Source organism: Microcella putealis, from assembly GCF_004216575.1.
Lineage (GTDB): Bacteria > Actinomycetota > Actinomycetes > Actinomycetales > Microbacteriaceae > Microcella > Microcella putealis.
In genome coordinates this window covers 938,952-954,954 of the sequence record NZ_SGWW01000001.1, presented here as the reverse complement: position 1 = coordinate 954,954, position 16,003 = coordinate 938,952, and the positions used below count along the sequence as shown (strand labels likewise).

At 70.3% G+C, this 16,003-nt stretch carries 17 protein-coding genes; 13 read left to right on the top strand and 4 right to left on the bottom strand.

All coding sequences use genetic code 11. From position 1 onward, the window contains the following. The first annotated feature begins 4 nt into the window (after positions 1 to 4). From EV141_RS04630 to EV141_RS04595, 8 genes are read left to right on the top strand one after another with little or no spacing between them, the layout of a single operon-like run. Positions 5 to 268: an MrpF/PhaF family protein gene (locus EV141_RS04630; RefSeq protein ID WP_130281176.1), complete on the top strand. Its 264-nt coding sequence runs from the start codon at positions 5 to 7 to the stop codon at positions 266 to 268. Continuing rightward, positions 268 to 591, top strand: a complete 324-nt coding sequence (locus tag EV141_RS04625) for a cation:proton antiporter (protein ID WP_130484753.1) — start codon at positions 268 to 270, stop codon at positions 589 to 591. The genes EV141_RS04630 and EV141_RS04625 overlap by 1 nt, the downstream gene beginning before the upstream one ends. Further along, complete coding sequence (locus tag EV141_RS04620; RefSeq protein WP_130281180.1) at positions 588 to 1,568, top strand: hydrogenase subunit MbhD domain-containing protein; 981 nt, start codon at positions 588 to 590, stop codon at positions 1,566 to 1,568. Before EV141_RS04625 ends, EV141_RS04620 begins: the two co-directional genes overlap by 4 nt. Then, positions 1,565 to 1,861 carry an NADH-quinone oxidoreductase subunit K gene (locus EV141_RS04615; RefSeq protein ID WP_198674338.1) on the top strand — a complete coding sequence of 99 codons (297 nt, stop codon included), beginning with the start codon at positions 1,565 to 1,567 and terminating at the stop codon, positions 1,859 to 1,861. The genes EV141_RS04620 and EV141_RS04615 overlap by 4 nt, the downstream gene beginning before the upstream one ends. Continuing rightward, positions 1,861 to 3,318 carry a complex I subunit 5 family protein gene (locus EV141_RS04610; protein WP_130281182.1) on the top strand — a complete coding sequence of 486 codons (1,458 nt, stop codon included), beginning with the start codon at positions 1,861 to 1,863 and terminating at the stop codon, positions 3,316 to 3,318. The genes EV141_RS04615 and EV141_RS04610 overlap by 1 nt, the downstream gene beginning before the upstream one ends. Continuing rightward, positions 3,315 to 4,850: a complex I subunit 5 family protein gene (locus tag EV141_RS04605; protein WP_241969008.1), complete on the top strand. Its 1,536-nt coding sequence runs from the start codon at positions 3,315 to 3,317 to the stop codon at positions 4,848 to 4,850. Before EV141_RS04610 ends, EV141_RS04605 begins: the two co-directional genes overlap by 4 nt. After that, entirely contained in the window at positions 4,850 to 6,625 is a 1,776-nt protein-coding gene (locus EV141_RS04600; RefSeq protein ID WP_157985506.1) for a complex I subunit 5 family protein, read from the top strand. Before EV141_RS04605 ends, EV141_RS04600 begins: the two co-directional genes overlap by 1 nt. Further along, on the top strand, positions 6,625 to 7,125 hold the full coding sequence (locus EV141_RS04595; protein ID WP_130281186.1) for a Na+/H+ antiporter subunit E: 501 nt from the start codon (positions 6,625 to 6,627) through the stop codon (positions 7,123 to 7,125). Before EV141_RS04600 ends, EV141_RS04595 begins: the two co-directional genes overlap by 1 nt. Positions 7,126 to 7,127: 2 nt before the next feature. Here EV141_RS04595 and EV141_RS04590 read toward each other — a convergent pair whose 3' ends face one another. The 3 genes from EV141_RS04590 to EV141_RS04580 form a co-directional block, all read right to left on the bottom strand. Further along, a complete protein-coding gene (locus EV141_RS04590; RefSeq protein WP_157985505.1) occupies positions 7,128 to 7,883 on the bottom strand; it encodes a helix-turn-helix domain-containing protein in 756 nt (251 codons plus the stop codon). Beyond that, positions 7,870 to 9,153 carry an MFS transporter gene (locus EV141_RS04585; protein ID WP_130281190.1) on the bottom strand — a complete coding sequence of 428 codons (1,284 nt, stop codon included), beginning with the start codon at positions 9,151 to 9,153 and terminating at the stop codon, positions 7,870 to 7,872. The genes EV141_RS04590 and EV141_RS04585 overlap by 14 nt, the downstream gene beginning before the upstream one ends. 211 nt (positions 9,154 to 9,364) lie before the next feature. Further along, positions 9,365 to 9,760 carry a hypothetical protein gene (locus EV141_RS04580; protein WP_130484750.1) on the bottom strand — a complete coding sequence of 132 codons (396 nt, stop codon included), beginning with the start codon at positions 9,758 to 9,760 and terminating at the stop codon, positions 9,365 to 9,367. A gap of 65 nt (positions 9,761 to 9,825) precedes the next feature. Here EV141_RS04580 and EV141_RS04575 point away from each other — a divergent pair, with 65 nt between their 5' ends. The 4 genes from EV141_RS04575 (at position 9,826) to EV141_RS04560 (ending at position 13,582) form a co-directional block, all read left to right on the top strand. After that, the gene (locus tag EV141_RS04575) at positions 9,826 to 11,157 is read left to right on the top strand and encodes a SufS family cysteine desulfurase (protein ID WP_130484749.1); all 1,332 of its coding nucleotides are present in this window, start codon (positions 9,826 to 9,828) and stop codon (positions 11,155 to 11,157) included. Next, the gene (gene sufU / locus EV141_RS04570) at positions 11,154 to 11,630 is read left to right on the top strand and encodes a Fe-S cluster assembly sulfur transfer protein SufU (protein WP_130484748.1); all 477 of its coding nucleotides are present in this window, start codon (positions 11,154 to 11,156) and stop codon (positions 11,628 to 11,630) included. Before EV141_RS04575 ends, sufU begins: the two co-directional genes overlap by 4 nt. A gap of 50 nt (positions 11,631 to 11,680) precedes the next feature. Next, a complete protein-coding gene (locus tag EV141_RS04565) occupies positions 11,681 to 13,051 on the top strand; it encodes an AAA family ATPase (protein ID WP_130484747.1) in 1,371 nt (456 codons plus the stop codon). Positions 13,052 to 13,186: 135 nt separating this feature from the next. After that, positions 13,187 to 13,582: a hypothetical protein gene (locus EV141_RS04560; RefSeq protein WP_241969005.1), complete on the top strand. Its 396-nt coding sequence runs from the start codon at positions 13,187 to 13,189 to the stop codon at positions 13,580 to 13,582. Between the two features lie 31 nt (positions 13,583 to 13,613). Here the strand turns inward: EV141_RS04560 and EV141_RS04555 are convergent, their stop codons facing one another. Then, positions 13,614 to 15,524, bottom strand: a complete 1,911-nt coding sequence (locus EV141_RS04555) for a BglG family transcription antiterminator (RefSeq protein ID WP_130484746.1) — start codon at positions 15,522 to 15,524, stop codon at positions 13,614 to 13,616. A 161-nt stretch (positions 15,525 to 15,685) separates the two neighbouring features. On the opposite strand from EV141_RS04555, the gene EV141_RS04550 reads away from it, so the two are divergent. After that, positions 15,686 to 16,003 carry a PTS sugar transporter subunit IIB gene (locus EV141_RS04550; protein WP_157985504.1) on the top strand — a complete coding sequence of 106 codons (318 nt, stop codon included), beginning with the start codon at positions 15,686 to 15,688 and terminating at the stop codon, positions 16,001 to 16,003.

Here is a 16,003-nt window from a genome sequence, read left to right as displayed (position 1 = left end):
CCCTGTGAGCGCCGCGGTCAGTGTCGCCCTGATCGTGGCGGCCTTCATCCTGTTTGCCTGCATCTTGGCGGGGCTGTGGCGCGCCGTTGCGGGCCCGACGATCGAAGACCGGCTTACCGCTTTCGTGCTCTTGGGCGCGGGCGGTGCCGCCCTCTTCATCGTGCTCGCGGCGATCGCCGACCTGCCGGCCCTGCGCGACGTCGCGATCGTCGTCGTCGGCCTGGCCACCATCGTCGCGGTCGTGTTCACTCGGCGGTCGGTGCGCTGATGGTCATCATCGACGTGCTCGTCATCACCCTGCTCGCGGGGGGTGTCTTCTTCGTCGTGGCGGGCACGGTGGGGCTGCTGCGCTTTCCCGACCTCGCGAGCCGCTTGCACGCCGTGTCGAAGGCCGACGTCCTCGGCCTCGGACTCATCGCCACCGCGCTCGCCCTGCACCTTCTCATCACCGAACCGGGATGGGCAGCGGTCGGCGTGGTGGCGAAGCTGGCCCTCATCTGGATTCTCGCCCTCATCGGCACCGCCGCGAACGCCCACCTCGTGGCGGGCAGCAGGCGGCGGGCTGAGGGGGAGACGGAGGAGGAGCCGTGACGGTCATCGCCTTCTCCGACGTCGACGTGCTCGACATGCTCGTCGTGGCGGCCGTCGCCGTCACCGCGATACTCGCCATCGCGATTCCTCGCCGGGTCGGCGCGACCATCGCCTTCCTCGTCTTCGGCCTGCTGCTCGCGCTGCTGTGGGCACGCGTCGCCGCGCCCGACGTGGCGATTGCCGAGGCAGCGCTCGGCGGTGGGGTGGCGGGGGCGCTGCTGGTCGATGCTCTCCACCGGCGACAGCCCGCGCAGCCGAATCGCGACCGTCGTCGCGCGGTGGCGATCACGGCGGTCGGCGCCGCGCTCGGTGCGGTGACGTTCGCCGCCCTGGCGACCGTGCTGTCGCGTCTCACGGCGGAGCCCGCCGACCTCGGGCCGCTCGCCCTGGAGGCCGTCGAGCGCAGCGGCGTGAGCCACCCCATCACCGCGGTGCTGTTGAACTTCCGCAACCTCGACACGCTGCTCGAGATCGCGGTCGTCGTATTCGCCGCGGTGGGTGCCGCGGCGCTGTCGCGTGACCGCATCCGCACCGTGACCGACCCGGGCCCGGTTCGGCGCGTCATCGCCGTCATCATCGTGCCGGCTCTCGTGCTGCTCGCCGCCTGGCTGCTCGTGGCCGGAACCAGTGAGCCCGGGGGTGCCTTCCAGGCCGGTGCCGTGCTCGGTGCCGCGCTCATCATCGCCCACCTGTGCGGGGTGCGCCCCGCCCGCGCGGCCGGAGGGCGCGCGCTCGTGCTCGTCGTGGCGGGCCTGCTGGCGTTCATCCTGCTCGGCGGCATCGGGCTCGCGGCGACGGGAACGTGGCTCGCGCTCGACCTCAGCTGGGCGTTCGCGGCCATTCTCGCCATCGAGACCCTGCTCACCGTCAGCATCGGGGTCGCGCTCGCCATGCTCTTCCTCGCCGCCGGCTCGCGCGACGACGCGGCGGCCGCCGACCGGGCGGCAGACGCCCCAGCCCTGGGGGGTGCCCCGTGACCACCCTGCAGCTGTTTATGTATGCCGGTGCGTTCATCCTCGTGCTGGGGGTTGCCGCGACCCTGCTGGTACGCGACCTGATTCGCCGCCTGATCGCCCTCAACGTCGCCTCCGGAGGCGTCATGCTGCTGTTGTTGGCGCTCGCCGATCGCGGCGACGGCGAGCCCGACCCCGTGCCGCAAGCACTCGTGCTCACGGGCATCGTCGTCATGGCGGCCGTCACAGGCATCGCCATCGTGCTGGCGCGACGGGTCGAGCAGCTCGACGACGACCTCGAGGAGGTCGAGCAGTGATGTCGGCCGCAGCCCTCGTGCTCGTGCCCGTCTTTCTGCCCCTCGCGGTCGGCGCGCTGTCGGCCGTGCTGCCTCGGCGGGCGGCGGCGACGCTGACGGTCATCGCGGCCGTCGCCACGCTGATGGTCGCCGTGTTGCTGGGCATCGCCGTGCTCGACGCGGGCCCCGTGCGGCTGGAGGTGGCCGGCTGGGCGCCGCCCGTCGGAATCCTTCTCGCCGCGGACGGACTCTCGGTCGTCATGATCGGCCTGTCGGCGATCGCGGTGCTGGCCGCGACGCTCGTTGCCGCCGCCGACGACCACTTCGCGGGAGGGCACGCGTTCTGGCCGCTCGTCGGTGCGGCGGCGGCGGCCGTCAATGGCGTCTTTGTCGCGCGCGATGTGTTCACCGCCTTTGTGCTGTTGGAGCTGTTGACCATCGCATCCGTCGCGCTTGTCGCCCTGGGGGGCACGCGATCGGCCGCAGCCGCCCTGCGCTACCTCTTCGTTGCCGTGACCGGCTCGCTGTTCTTCCTGCTCGCGGTCGCCCTCACGTACGGGCACACCGGCACCGTCGACCTGGCGCGGGCCGCCGAGCGCGCCGACGACACCGTCATCGTCGGGGCGATCATCGCGCTCACCGTGGTCGGCATGGCCGCGAAGACGGCGCTGTTCCCGTTGCACTCGTGGCTGCCGGTCGCCCACCCCGCCGCCCCTGCGGCGGTCAGTGCCCTGCTCTCGGCGCTCGTGATCAAGGCGTCGATCGTGATCCTGTGGCGCATCGTCGAGTACTTCGGCCCGCTCACCGACCTCGCCGCGCCGCTCGCGACCGCCGTGGGCGTCGCGGGCGCCGCCGCCGTGCTGTGGGGCGGGGTGCTCGCGCTGCGACGCGACCGCCTGAAGTCGATCATCGCCTACTCGACGGTCGCCCAAGTCGGGTACATGGTGCTGCTGGTGCCGCTCGTGTTCACCGCGAGCGACCCGCAGGTGGCCTGGATCGGCGGCATTCTGATCACTCTGGCTCACGGCGTCGCGAAGGTCGCCATGTTCCTCGCCGCCGGAGCGCTCGCCACCGCGGCCGGCACGAGTCGGCTCGACGGGCTCGAGGGCACGATCAGCCGCATGCCGTGGACGGTCGCCGCGATTGGGCTCGCCGGCGTCAGCCTCGCGGGGCTTCCGCCCACGCTCGGCTTCGTCGGCAAATGGATGCTCGTGCAGGCCTCGCTCGACGCGGGCGCCTGGTGGTGGCTGGCTCTGCTGCTCGGCGGCGGGCTGCTGACCTTCGCCTACACGGCGCGCATGCTGCGAGCCACCTTCAACCCGCCCGGCGACTTCTCGGGCGCCCGCGAGCTCACCCGGCCCGCGCGCACCGTGGCCATCGTGCCGCTGGCACTCGCCGCCCTGTCGGTGGTGCTGGGTCTCATTCCGTGGCTGCTCATTGAGGTGCTGAGTGCCGCGCCGATGGGAGGTGGCGCATGAACGACGACACGGTCACCGTGATGAGCGCGCTGCCGGTCGTGCTTCTGCTGACGTCGCTCGTGCCGGCGCTGCTGATCTTCGCGCTGCGCGAGAAGCAGACGGTACTGCGCACCACCCTGAACCTCGCCGGCGCGATCGCGAAGGTTGTGCTCGTGATCGTGCTGATTCCGCGCGTCGTGGCGGGCGAGGAGCTACGCGCCGAGTTCACGTGGATTCCCGGGCTCGACATCGTCTTCGTCACCGACACGTTCTCGCTGTTCTTCGTCGCGCTCTCGGCGGGCCTGTGGTTGGCGACGACGATCTACGCCGTCGGCTACCTGGAGGGCTCGCCCAACCGCAGCCGGTTCTTCGGCTTCTTCAGCCTGTGCGTCACGGCCACGGTCGGTATCGCGTTGGCCGGCAACCTGCTCACCTTCCTGATCTTCTTCGAGCTGTTGACGCTCGTCACCTACCCGCTGGTGGCTCACCGCGGAACGCGGGCGGCCCTGCGCGGCGCCCGCATCTACCTCGCGTACACGCTCGGCGGCGGCGTCGCCCTGCTGCTCGGCGTCGCCTGGCTGACTCTCGAGGTCGGGCCGGTCGAGTTCCGTGCCGGCGGCATCCCCGAGGTGGCGGAATTCGCCGCCCGCGACCCGCTCACCGCGACGGTGATCGGCGCAGTGTTGTTGCTCGGCGTCGGCGTGAAGGCCGCGCTGTTCCCGCTGCACGGCTGGCTGCCGATTGCCATGGTTGCCCCCGCGCCGGTGAGTGCCCTGCTGCACGCGGTCGCCGTGGTGAAGGCCGGCGCGTTCGGAATCATCCGCATCGTCGAAGACGTTTTCGGCCTGGCCCTGTTCGCCGAGCTCGGGATGCTGCAGGCGCTCGCCGTCGTCGCCTCCGTCACGATCGTCTACGGGTCCGTCCGCGCGCTCGCGCAGGATGACCTGAAGAAGCGCCTCGCGTATTCGACGGTGTCGCAGGTGTCGTACATCGCGCTCGGCGCGGCGCTACTGTCGCCGATCGCCACCGCCGGGGCGATCGTGCACATGGTCAACCAGGGCTTCATGAAGATCACACTGTTCTTCTGCGCCGGCCTGTTCGCCGAAGAGCTCAAGCTGTCAAAGGTCAGCCAACTCGCCGGGGTCGGCCGACGGATGCCCGTCACGAGCGCCGCCTTCACCATCGCCGCGCTCGGCATGATCGGGCTGCCGCCGTTCGCCGGCTTCATCTCGAAGTGGGCCCTCGGGCTGGGCGGGCTCGACGCGGGCCAGCCATGGGTGATCGCCGTGCTGCTGACAAGCACGGTGTTGAACGCCGCCTACTTCCTGCCGATCATCGCGACCATCTGGACGTCGCCGCGATCCGAGTCGGAGGGCAGCGATGAGGGCACGTTCCCGGCACCCGCCCGGCGGTCGGGCTGGGAGGCGCCCGCGAGCCTCCTGCTGCCCGCGGTCGCGACCGCACTCTTCGTCATCCTGTTTGGCGTCGCCGCCGGCTGGGACTACTCGCCCTGGGTTCTCGCGCAGATCGTGGGGGAGGGAGCATGGCCGTGATGTGGGCTCTCTCCTTCGTCGTCCCGCTTCTGGTGGCGGCGACAATCGCCGCGCTGAGTCTCGGAGCGGGCGAGGCGCGCACCCGCGCCCGCGAGCTCGTCGTGCAGTACGCGTGGCTCGCGGTCGTGCCGACGGGCATCGTCGCGAGCCTCGACGACGGCGCGCTGAAAACGGTCGACTGGATGCTGTTCGGCACCGCGATCCGCCTCGATGAGGTGGGGCGCCCGCTCGTGCTGCTCGCGGTCATCCTGTACGGCATCGCGCTGGCGTTCGTGCCGCGGTCGATCTCCGAGCGCCCCGCCGGGCTGAACGGCTTCCTGCTGCTGTGCTTCACCGCGAACGTGGGGGTCTTCGTTGCGGCGAACCTCGTCACCTTCTACCTCGTGTTCGCCGCGATGAGCTTCCTCGGCTACGCGATCGTCGTGCACGACCGCACGACGTCGGCCCGCCGGGCCGGTGCGGTGTACCTCGTGATGACGGTGTTCGGAGAGTTGGCCGTGCTGGGCGCATTCCTGCTCATCGCGTCCGAGGGCGTCACCGACGTTCTCGACGTGCCTGCGGCAGTCGCCGCATCTGACGCTCGCGACGTCATCGTGGCGCTGCTCATCATCGGCTTCGGGGTGAAGGCCGGCACGATTCCACTGCACGTGTGGTTGCCGCTTGCCCACCCCGCCGCGCCGAGCCCGGCCAGCGCCGTGCTGTCGGGTGTGATGCTCAAGGCGGGAATCATCGGCCTGCTGCGCTTCTTGCCGCTCGGCGAGGGCGCCGCCGAACCGCTCTGGGGCGGTCTGCTCGTCACGCTCGCCCTCGTCGGGGGGCTGCTCGCTGCCGTCGTGGGCGTACTGCATGACAACCCGAAGGTGATTCTCGCGTACAGCAGCATCGGCCAGATGGGCTTCATTACCGCGCTCATCGGTGCGGCACTGCTTGAGCCGGCGATCGCGCCCGCGGCCATCGCCGCCGCCGTCGTCTACAGCGTCGCCCACGGGCTGATCAAGGGCGCGCTGTTCTTCAGCATCCAGGTGTGGGATCTCAGCCGCGCCCCCACCTGGGCTGTCGTCGTGCCCCAGACCGTGGCCGCGCTGGGCCTTGCCGGAGCGCCGCTGACGGCGGGCTTCATCGCCAAGTACGTGTCGAAAGAGTCGCTCGGAGACGTCGCATTGCCCGGCCTTCCGGTGGTCGCGCTCGCCGACCTCCTCCCGTGGTTTGCCGTTGGGTCGACCGTGCTGCTCGCCCGATTCGCCATCGCCATGAGCCGCCGATCGCGCCGCCGCACCGCTGGTAAGCCGATCAGCACCACGGCCTGGGCGGTGCTGGCGCTCGCCGCGGCCGCCCCCGTGTGGTGGCTCGCGACCGGGTTCGCACCCCCGCTCACCGTGCCCGGCTGGTTCTCGCCCGGCCCCGTCGTCGACCAGTCGTGGCCGTTCCTGCTCGGCATCGCCCTCGCGCTGGCCGCGGCCGCGCTCGCGCGTCGGCCACGATTCCGGGATGCTCGCCTGCTGCATCCGCGCGGAGACATCGTGCCCGAGGGCGACGTCGTGGTGCTGCTTGAGCGGGCTGCCGGCGGCACGATGCGGGGCGTGATCCGGGCATCCGGTGTTCTGGGGGCGACGCGCGACGCGCTCGTGGAGCGCGTGCGGCGGGGGCCGTCGCCGATGCCGACGGTCAGCGGCGTTCAGGCGCGGCTGGGAACCTGGGTGGTGTCGGGTGCGCTTGCGGTCGCAGCCCTGGCCGGCGCCCTCCTATTCGTGGTGCTGGCGGGAGGGGGCGGCTGATGGTGGTCTCGGTGATCTTTCGCACGATTGTCATCGCGGCGGCGTGGTTCGCTGTGACGGAACTGCGCCCCTCGGCAATCGTCTACGCGCTCGCGGCCGTGCCCGTGGGGGTTGCCGCTACGTACCTCGTGACCGGGATGCCCGCGCGGGGAGGCTCGCTGCGACTCTCTCGGGGCGTCGCGGCGACGGCCGCGAGCCTGCGTTTCGTCGGCTGGATCGCCCGCAGCGCGATCCTGGGCGGCGGTGACGTCGCGCGCCGGGCGTTGTGGCTGCCGCGCCCCGACGTGGACCCCGCATGGGTGACCCGGCGCACCACCCTCGGGACCGCGGCGGGGCGCGTGACCCTGGCCCTCGCCATCAACCTCGCCCCCGGAACGCTCAGCGCGCGCATCGACGGGGACGAGCTCGAGATTCACGTCATTACGAATGAGCTCGATGTGGACGCGGCGGTGACGGCGCTCGAAACCCGCATCGCGGCCATCGAACGCGCGATGGCGTGATGTCAGGCGGGGGATGCCGTGTCGAGCGCGGCTTCCACCCGTTCCACCACCCGACGCTGCGCGTCGTTCAGGGAGTCATTCGAGTACTCCGCCAACAGGGCAACTGCTCGCGGGTCGAACGACACCTCGTCGTCTCGAAGAGCTCTGATGACGTCTCCGTACGTCGCCACCATGTCGGCGACGATCGCCTCGACGAGGCTATCCGGAGCATCCGCGTCGAGGTCGGCGAGGCGGCGGGTGAGCGTGAGTGACGTCTCGAGCAGCGCGGGTTCCGAGAAGCGCGCGTACAACCCCGCCAACTCGTCGAGCACCTCGGGGCTCGCCAGGTGGCCGATCAGGATCGCCTGCTCGCGGTCAACGCGGGCCAGCGTAGAGTCGCCGAGTCGTGCGGCGAAGAGCGCGATGTGCGGCGCGAAGGCATCGGGCAAGTCGGGCGCGGCGTTCCACGCCATGAGCTGTGCGATCAGCGCTCGACGCTCGGTTAGGCGCTCGATCTCCCGGGCCGTCTCATCGTCGAGCCGCTCGAGCACCTCTGCCGTGTCCTTGCCGTCGCGGTCGAGCATCGGCGCCAGTTCGCCCAGGCGGAAACCGAGCGACGCGAGTCGGACGATACGCAGCACGCGCACCAGGTGGTGCACCGAATATTCGCGGTATCCGTTGGTCGTCCGCGGAGGCTCGTCGAGGAGGCCGAGCTGGTGGTAATGCCGCAGGGTGCGCACCGTGACGCCGGCGAGGTGGGCGAGGTCACTGCTGCGCATCGGTCGGATCCTCATCGGCAGGGGGCGTCGACGAGTTCAGACTACGGAGTGATCGCGAGACCAGCGAGACAGCGAGGGCAATGAGCCAGAGGGAGGCGATCGACCACGACGCGATCTCGAGCGTGGCGTACTCGACGAGCAACGCCGCGGCCATGATGCCTGCCGGTGCCGCCACCGTGAGTGCGGCATTCTGCGTACTCAAGATGCGGCCGCGCATGCTTTCGGGAATGCGCTCGATGAGCACGACCCCGATGATCGTGTTGAGGATTCCGCCACCCGCGCCGACCAGTGCGGCGGCACCGATGACGATCAGCACCGATGGCAGCGAGGCCATGGCGAAGAAGCCCGCGGTCGCGAGCAGCAGTCCGCCCATGAACCACGCTCGTCGGTGGCCCGGCGTGCCGACGGCGGCGAACAGGCCAGCGCCGAGCAGGATGCCGCCGGCGAGGGCCGACAGGATGAGGCCGAGCATTCCCGCCTGATCCTGAATGGTGACGTACACCGGCAGAATCAGGCCCTGGTAGGCGGCGAGCACCATCGCCACAATGACGCTGAAGACGGTGACAGTGACGAGAAAGCGATCGCGGGCAAGCGTTCGCCATCCCTCGCTCAGATCGCGCCAGGGCGACCGCGTGGGGGTGGGTGTAGGCGTGGGCGTGCCGGGTGCGCCCGCGGTCGCAACGGGCACGTCGGCGCTGATGCGCCCGATTCGGTGAGGCATCGCCAGCGTCACCATCGCGGCGAGAAATGACGTGCCGGCCGTCACCCACAGCACCGTCGACCCGTCGAGGAGGGTCACCAGTAGCCCGGCGAGCGCTGGCCCGATGAGGAAGGCGACCGAGCCCAGCATCTCGCGCAGACCGATGAGTCGCTCGGCGCTCATCGCCCCGTGCCGCACGATCGCCGGGAGGAGTGCCTCGCGTGCGGTGATGCCCGGCACGTCGCCGATCGAGCCGAGGATGCCGAACAGCACGAACCACCCGATGGTGAGTCCCGTGATCGCGTCGACGATGGGAAGTGCCGCCATCGCCGCCGCCGAGACGAGGTCGGTAACGACAGAGGAGGTTCGCCGGTTGATGCGGTCGATCACGACGCCCATGAGCAGGCCCGCGACAACGGCCGGCAGCGCCGTGGCCGCCGCGACCGTTCCGGCGCCCAGCGCGCTTCCCGTGGTCAGCAAGACGATAAGCGGCAGCGCGATGGCGGCGATCGAGTTGCCGAGCGTCGACAGGAAGTATGACGCCAGATACGCAGTGGGGATGAGTCGCATGCCCCCATCTGAAACTATGACGTTACGTCGGGGTCAAGCGGCCCCGTAGTCAGTGCGCCAGCGTCACCTTCAGCACGACGACAACTCCCGCTGCTAACGCCAGCGCGATGCCGCTCCACAGTGTGCGGAGCGTCGGCCGGCGGCCGCTGAGGCGGGCGACATCGACGCCGAGGAACGAGAACTGCAGGGCGATCCAGCCGCCCGCGATGAGCTACGCGGCCTCGGTGGGGAGCGACGTCACGGTGGGTAGCAGCAGCACGATCGTCGGTGTCACGCCGGCAAACAGAATCGGAGTCGAGTCGCGCGCCTCCTGCCGCCAGTGATCGCGTTCCGTGCCGCGCGGCCGCCCGATCTGCTCGCCGACCCGGTGCGCGAGCACGTGCGCGAGATACGTCGTCGCCGTCGTCGCCGTCGTCGCCGCGACGACAAGGGCCGCATGACCGTCGGCGATCGTCTCACCGTTTGCCACGGCGATCGCCCCGAGGACCAGGATCCCGCCGTACACGTACGCGGCGAGTCGCAGTCGCATGCGCTCGACGGGCAACGACTTCCCCCGACGCACGAGCAGCCAGCGCGGCAGTCGGGTCGGCAGCTCGACAGTGCTCACCCTGTCACTGTGCCACGCGCGAGCGATCGGCGGAACATCCGAGGCCGCTCAGGCGTTACCCCAATATGACCCTCAGCCCTGCCCCCTACGCTGGAGGGGTGACCGAGGCCGCCCCGTTCTCCTCCGCTGAGCTGGAGCACATTCGCGCGCAGTTTCCGATTCTGCGCCGCGACCTGCACGGGCATCCCCTCCTCTACCTCGACTCGGCGGCGACCGCGCAGAAGCCGAGCCGCGTCATCGAAGCCGAGGCCACCTTCTATCGCGAGGCGAACGCCGCCGTGCACCGCGGCGCGCACACGCTCGCCGGCGAGGCGACAGAGCTCTACGAGGATGCTCGTGGCACCGTCGCGCGCTTTTTGGCCGTCAACGATGACGAGGTCATCTTCACGTCGAACGCTACGGAGGGCCTGAACCTGATCGCGTACGCGATCGGGAACGCGAGCCTCGGTCGCGGGGGAGCGGCGGCCGCTCCCTACGCGCTGCGCGAGGGCGATGAGATCGTCGTCACCGAGCTCGAGCACCACGCGAACCTCATCCCGTGGCAAGAGCTCGCCGCCCGCACAGGCGCGACCCTCCGATTCATCCCAGTGGACGACAGCGGGGCGATCGACGTCGACGCTGCAACGGGCGTGATCGGGGCGCGCACGCGCATCCTCGCCGTCAGCCACGTGTCGAACGTGACCGGGGCGCATTCCCCGCTCGAGACGCTCGTTCCGCTCGCGCGCGCGGCCGGAGCGCTCGTCGTGCTCGACGCGTGCCAGTCGGCGCCGCACCTCCCGCTGCGCCCGCGCGAGCTCGACGTCGACGTCGCGGTGTTCAGCGGGCACAAGCTCTACGGCCCGACCGGCATCGGCGTGCTTTACGGCCGCGCCGAGCTGCTCAACGCGCTGCCGCCCTTCCTCACGGGCGGGTCGATGATCACGACCGTCACGATGGAGGGCGCCGAGTACCTGCCGGCACCCCAGCGCTTCGAGCCGGGCACGCCGCGCATCGCGCAGGCGATCGGGCTGGCCGAGGCGATCCGCTTCGTCGACGAGTTGGGTTTCGACCGCATCGCGGCGACCGAGCACCAGCTCGGTGCGCGCCTGCTCGCGGGGCTCGCTGAGTTGCCGGGTATCCGCGTGCTGGGGGCGGGCATCGACGCGCCGCGGGTAGCGCTCGCGAGCGTCGTCGTCGACGGCGTGCACGCGCACGATGCGGGTCAGGTGCTCGACAACGTCGGCATCGCCGCGCGTGTCGGCCACCACTGCGCGCAGCCCCTGCACCGCCGCCTCGGAGTGACGGCGAGCCTGCGCGTCAGTGCTGGCGTGCATACCACGGCCGACGAGATCGACCAGGCCGTCGCCGCCATCGCGGGCGTTCGCCACTTCTTCGGACTGACGGGAGAGAACGCATGAGCGGGCTCGAGCAGCTGTACCAGCAGATCATCATGGACCACTCGAAGTCGCCGCATGGCTACGGCCTAACGGAGGGCGACGTGACGAGCCACCAGCGCAACCCGGTCTGCGGCGACGAGGTCACGCTGGCGCTGCGCTGGAGCGCGGACGGCACGCGCGTCGAGGAAGTCGCCTGGGAGGGCTCGGGATGCTCGATTTCGCAGGCGAGTGCGTCACTGTTCGCGACGCTCGCGACGCTCGCGGCCGAGGACGCCGAGGCGGGCAACGCCTGGACCCCCGACGACCTGCAGGCCTTCATTGACGAGTTCCGCGAGGCGCTGCGCTCGCGCGGCCAGATTCCGCTCGACGAGGAGCGCTTTGGTGACGCCGCCGCCCTGAGCGGGGTGTCGAAGTTCGTCGCCCGCGTCAAGTGCGCGATGCTCGCGTGGGTGGCGGCCGAAGACCTGCTGACGCGGAAGGCCGCGGGCAGCTGACCGGCGAGGCGCTTCGGGCCCCAAAGTGTGAGCATCACTAGAGTCGGCTCATGACCGACGACGATGACCTCCAGTTCGCCCGGCTCTTTCAGCGATTCATCGAGCGCAACGCGCAACTGGCCTACGAGGGCGGCGCATCCGTCACCCCACTCGGTGAGCGCGTCGGCGAGTATCTCGCCGCCGACGTGTCAACCCTGTCCGCGGTGGAGGAAGACATTCCGACGCATCGGCTCGCCGACCTCGAGGCCGCCATTGAGCATCTGGATCCGGAGGCCCAACTGCTCGGCGTCGGTGGCGGACAAAGCAAGTACTTCGAGCGCTTCCCCGATCTTCTGACGCACGCGCACCAGCGGTTTGCGCCCGGCCAAGTCGACTACACGGTGGTGGCAGACGGGCCGGGTTCGACCCGCACGGCCGTCGCCTTCGGGCTCCGGTTGATCACCGTTGACGGTCAGTCCGTCGCCGCGTTGCAGCGGGGGGCCGACCCGCAGCGCGGCATTCCCACCGCGCGCCTGGAAGTCATCGCGCGTGAACCCGAGATCGCGACGGCCGTGATCGCGCGCATCCGGCATGAAATGGATGCGCGCAGCACGCTTCGCGGGCACGTGCTGACGATGCAGCCGTCGGCGGAGAACTACGGACAGGCCACGGCGCAGTTCCGCGAACGACCCGCCGTCGACCCTGCGTCTATCGTGCTCCCGGAGGGTGTGCTCGACCGCGTGCGCCAGCACGTGCTCGGTGTGCGCGAGCATGCGACAACTCTCACCGCCCAGGGAGCCCACCTGAAGCGCGGAATCCTTCTCTACGGGCCTCCCGGAACGGGCAAGACGCTCACCGTCTCGCACCTCGTCGGCGCAGCCGAGGGGGTGACCTGTATTCTCCTGACCGGGCCGTCCATCGCCTTCGTGACCGAGGCGGCGGCGCTCGCACGGGCACTGCAGCCGAGTCTCGTGGTTCTGGAAGATGTCGACCTCATTGCCCACGACCGCGACATGCACACGGGTGGGTCGCAGCCGCTGTTGTTCGCCGTGCTCGATGCGCTCGAAGGCCTCGATGGGGATGCTGACATTGCATTCGTGCTTACGACCAACCGCGTGGAGGTGTTGGAGGAGGCGCTCGCGCAGCGCCCCGGCCGCGTAGATCTCGCCGTGGAACTTCCTCGGCCATCCGCGGCTGAGCGGCAGCAGTTGTTCGCCCTCGCGGGACGCGGCGCTCCGTTCAGCGCCGAGGCAATCGCCGAGGTTGCGGCGCGTGCCGAAGGTGTCACCGGCTCGTTCGCCAAAGAGCTGGTGCGACGCGCACTGCTGACTGCTGCCGTCGCCGGACGCAACGCCACGGATGCGGACCTCGCCGCGGCGCTCGACGCGCTGCTGTCCGAGGCCGAGTCGCTGTCGGCCAGCATGCTCGGCGGTTTCGGCTAGCCGGGCCAGTAGCCAGAATCGCCTCTTGGCGTGTCGGGGGAGCGCGGCATACTATCGAGCATTCGAACACACGTTCGAATGCGGGCCGCGTGTCGCGGTGCGCGCTGACCCCCACCCGTGCCGGAGGTGAGGCGAATGGCCCACGCCATCCGCGCTGTTCACGCTCACACTGAGCGCACCCGAGAACGCGCCGCTGAGCAAGCGCCCGGCGAGCGCGTGCCTGCCGAGCGCGTTTCGGCCGCCTCGGTGCCCGACCTCGATGCGGTCGTCTGGTCTGACGACGCCGGCCGGCCGCTGCGGCTCATCTGGGCGGGCCGCCGGTGGCGGGTCACCGACCGCCCCACCGTCATCACGGCGCCGGCATCGTGGTGGTGGCGCGTCGACCCCGACGGCACCGACCTCGACCTCGCGCCCGCCGAGTGCGTCGGCTGGCGCTTTCAGGCCACCGGCGAGCACGGCGAGACGCGGGTGTTCGACATTCGCGACACCGGCGATCCGCGGCGCTGGCGCGTCGTGAAGACCTACAGCTGACGCGGGCTACTGCGGCGCTCGTTGACCGCGGTCAGCCCTCCTCGATGAGGTGCGCCAACTGGGCGATAAAGGCGTCGAAGTCGGGGCTGTCTCGCACCAGCGAGGCGACATCGCGCCGCGCGGCGAACACCCCCACGAAGCGGTCGAACAGGGGCTGGAAGCGGGCGCGCCCCTCGGCGCTGAACGCGATGAACGCGACGACAGACACCCGCGCATCCCCCCAGGCGACGGGCGACGGGCAGAGGGCGACGGCGATCGCCGTTCGCGCGGCGCTCAAGCCCATCGCGTGCGGCACGGCGAGAGATTCTGTGAACGCGGTTGACGACATGCGCTCTCGCTCGAGAGCCCCCTCGACGTACTGCTCGTCGGCGGCGCCGGCGTCGACGAGCGCGCGACCGAGCCCTCGGATGATCGACTCGGGGGTGTCGCCGGGCGGCTCGGCGAAAAACAGCTCGGCGTCGAAGAACTCGAGCAGTTCGTCGGCGATGCCCGCACGACGGCGGGCACGCCGCGCGCGCGAGGCGGCCGCTCGCACCGCGTCGATGTCGTCGTCGGTGAGGAAGGGCTGGACGACCACGACGCCGTCGCGCGCCACCATCGACGGCACCGTCGTGATGACGATCTCGCTCGACAGGTCTCGGGGGTCGACGTCTGACCGCGTCACGACGTACTCGACGCTGACCTGGTCGCCGAGCTCGGCTTCGACCTTCTTACGCAAGATCTGGTGCAGGTCGTAGTAGCTCGGGCAGACGATCGCGCAGCTCACCCGCTGTTCGCGACGCGACACCCGTTCCAGGTGCGAACCGAGGTGCAGCGCGATGTACGAGATCTCATCGTCGTCGACGGTGATGCTTCGCTCGCGCTGCACGATCGAGGCGATGAAGACGGCGATGTCGAAGATCAGCGGGTACGAGCTCTTGATCGAGCGCGTGAGCGGGTTGCGGCTGCGCGCGTTCTCGCGCGATCGGGTCACCAGGTTGCCGAGGTGAATTGCGAGCCGCGCCATGAACGCGTCGTCGCGAAAGTCGACCGAGTACTCCTCGAGCACGCTGTCGACGATGCGCTCGACGGTCGCCTGGTCGGCAGCGTCGATGGCGGGAGTCTCGGCCGCCCGGTTGCCGGGGGCGACGACGCGGGTGACGAGTAGACGCGCGAGGTATTCGAGGTCGGCGCTCGCGAGGTCGACGGCGTAGTGCCCGGCGATGAGGCCGCGCAACACCGCAACGAGCGGCGCATGTTGGGGGTCGGTGTGCACCCGCGCCTCCGACAGGTGCTGGTCGCGGCGCGCCCGGTCAACGGCGATCGCGATGTGCAGCAGCACCGCGTCGATGCCGTACTCGTTGACGAAGAAGCCGTCGGCTTCGAGCGCCTGCATGAGTTCAGCTTTGAACTCGCCGAGGCCCGCCAGGTCGAACTCCGCCTCGACCGACTCGAGATCGATGACCCCGCGGCTGCTCTCGGCCTGCAAGAGCCGACTGAGCAGGCGCCGGCGTGAGCCCTCCGTACCGCTGAGGCGCACGCTACTGCCCGCGCGCTCGAGCCGCGCCCCCGCCTCGTCGGCGATCGCCTTCACCTTTCGCAGGTCGCCCTCGAGGGTTGACTCGCTCACGAACAGGGTGTCGGCGAGGGCGTGAATGTCGATGCCCGCGTCAGACTCGGTCAGGCGCCGCACCAGGTGATGCACCCGCTCGTTCGGGGTTTGCGCCGCCTCGCCGCGGGCACGCCCCCGGTCGACAAAGGAGGCGTAGGCGTCGCGGTTCAGGCGATATCCCGCCGTCGACGCCGCCAGAATCGGCAGCGGGTGGGCGGCCGTCTTCGCCGCCGCGACGTAGTTGCGCACGGAGCGCGTCGTCACGCCGAGCTGATCGGCGAGCTCCGACGCGGTCATCCAGTCGTCGGTCTGCGCCAAGAGCTCGAGCATCCGCTCGTACTTGTCGGCCATCGTGCGTTCACTGTAGGCGACCGCGCCCGCGGCCCGATCTTCCGCTCCCGCGGAAAGAGGTCTGTTGGCGGCCGGATGCGCGTGCCGCGCACGATAGGAAGCATCCGCAACCGGCCGGTTGCGCGCATCCGCACCACCTGCTGTTTCGCGAGGAGGCGACCGTGACGTTCCGTGTGGGCCTCGTGTGCGCGGCAGGGGTGTCGAGCACGTTCCTCGCGCACGCCGTGCGCTCCGCTCTCGCCGAGTCGGGCCTCGACACCGTCGAGCTCGAGCCGATGGCCGCCGATCGCACCGTGGTCGCCGATGTCGAACTCCTGCTGATCGCGCACCACCTGCGCGGCACCGCCGGCGAGCTGGCCGCGGCTACCGCGGCGCCCCTCGTCGTGCTCAGCACGGACGACCGCGCCACCGTCATCACGGAGGCCGTTCGCGTGATTGCCGAGCACACGGCCGACCGCACCCCGATGGAAGGACACTGA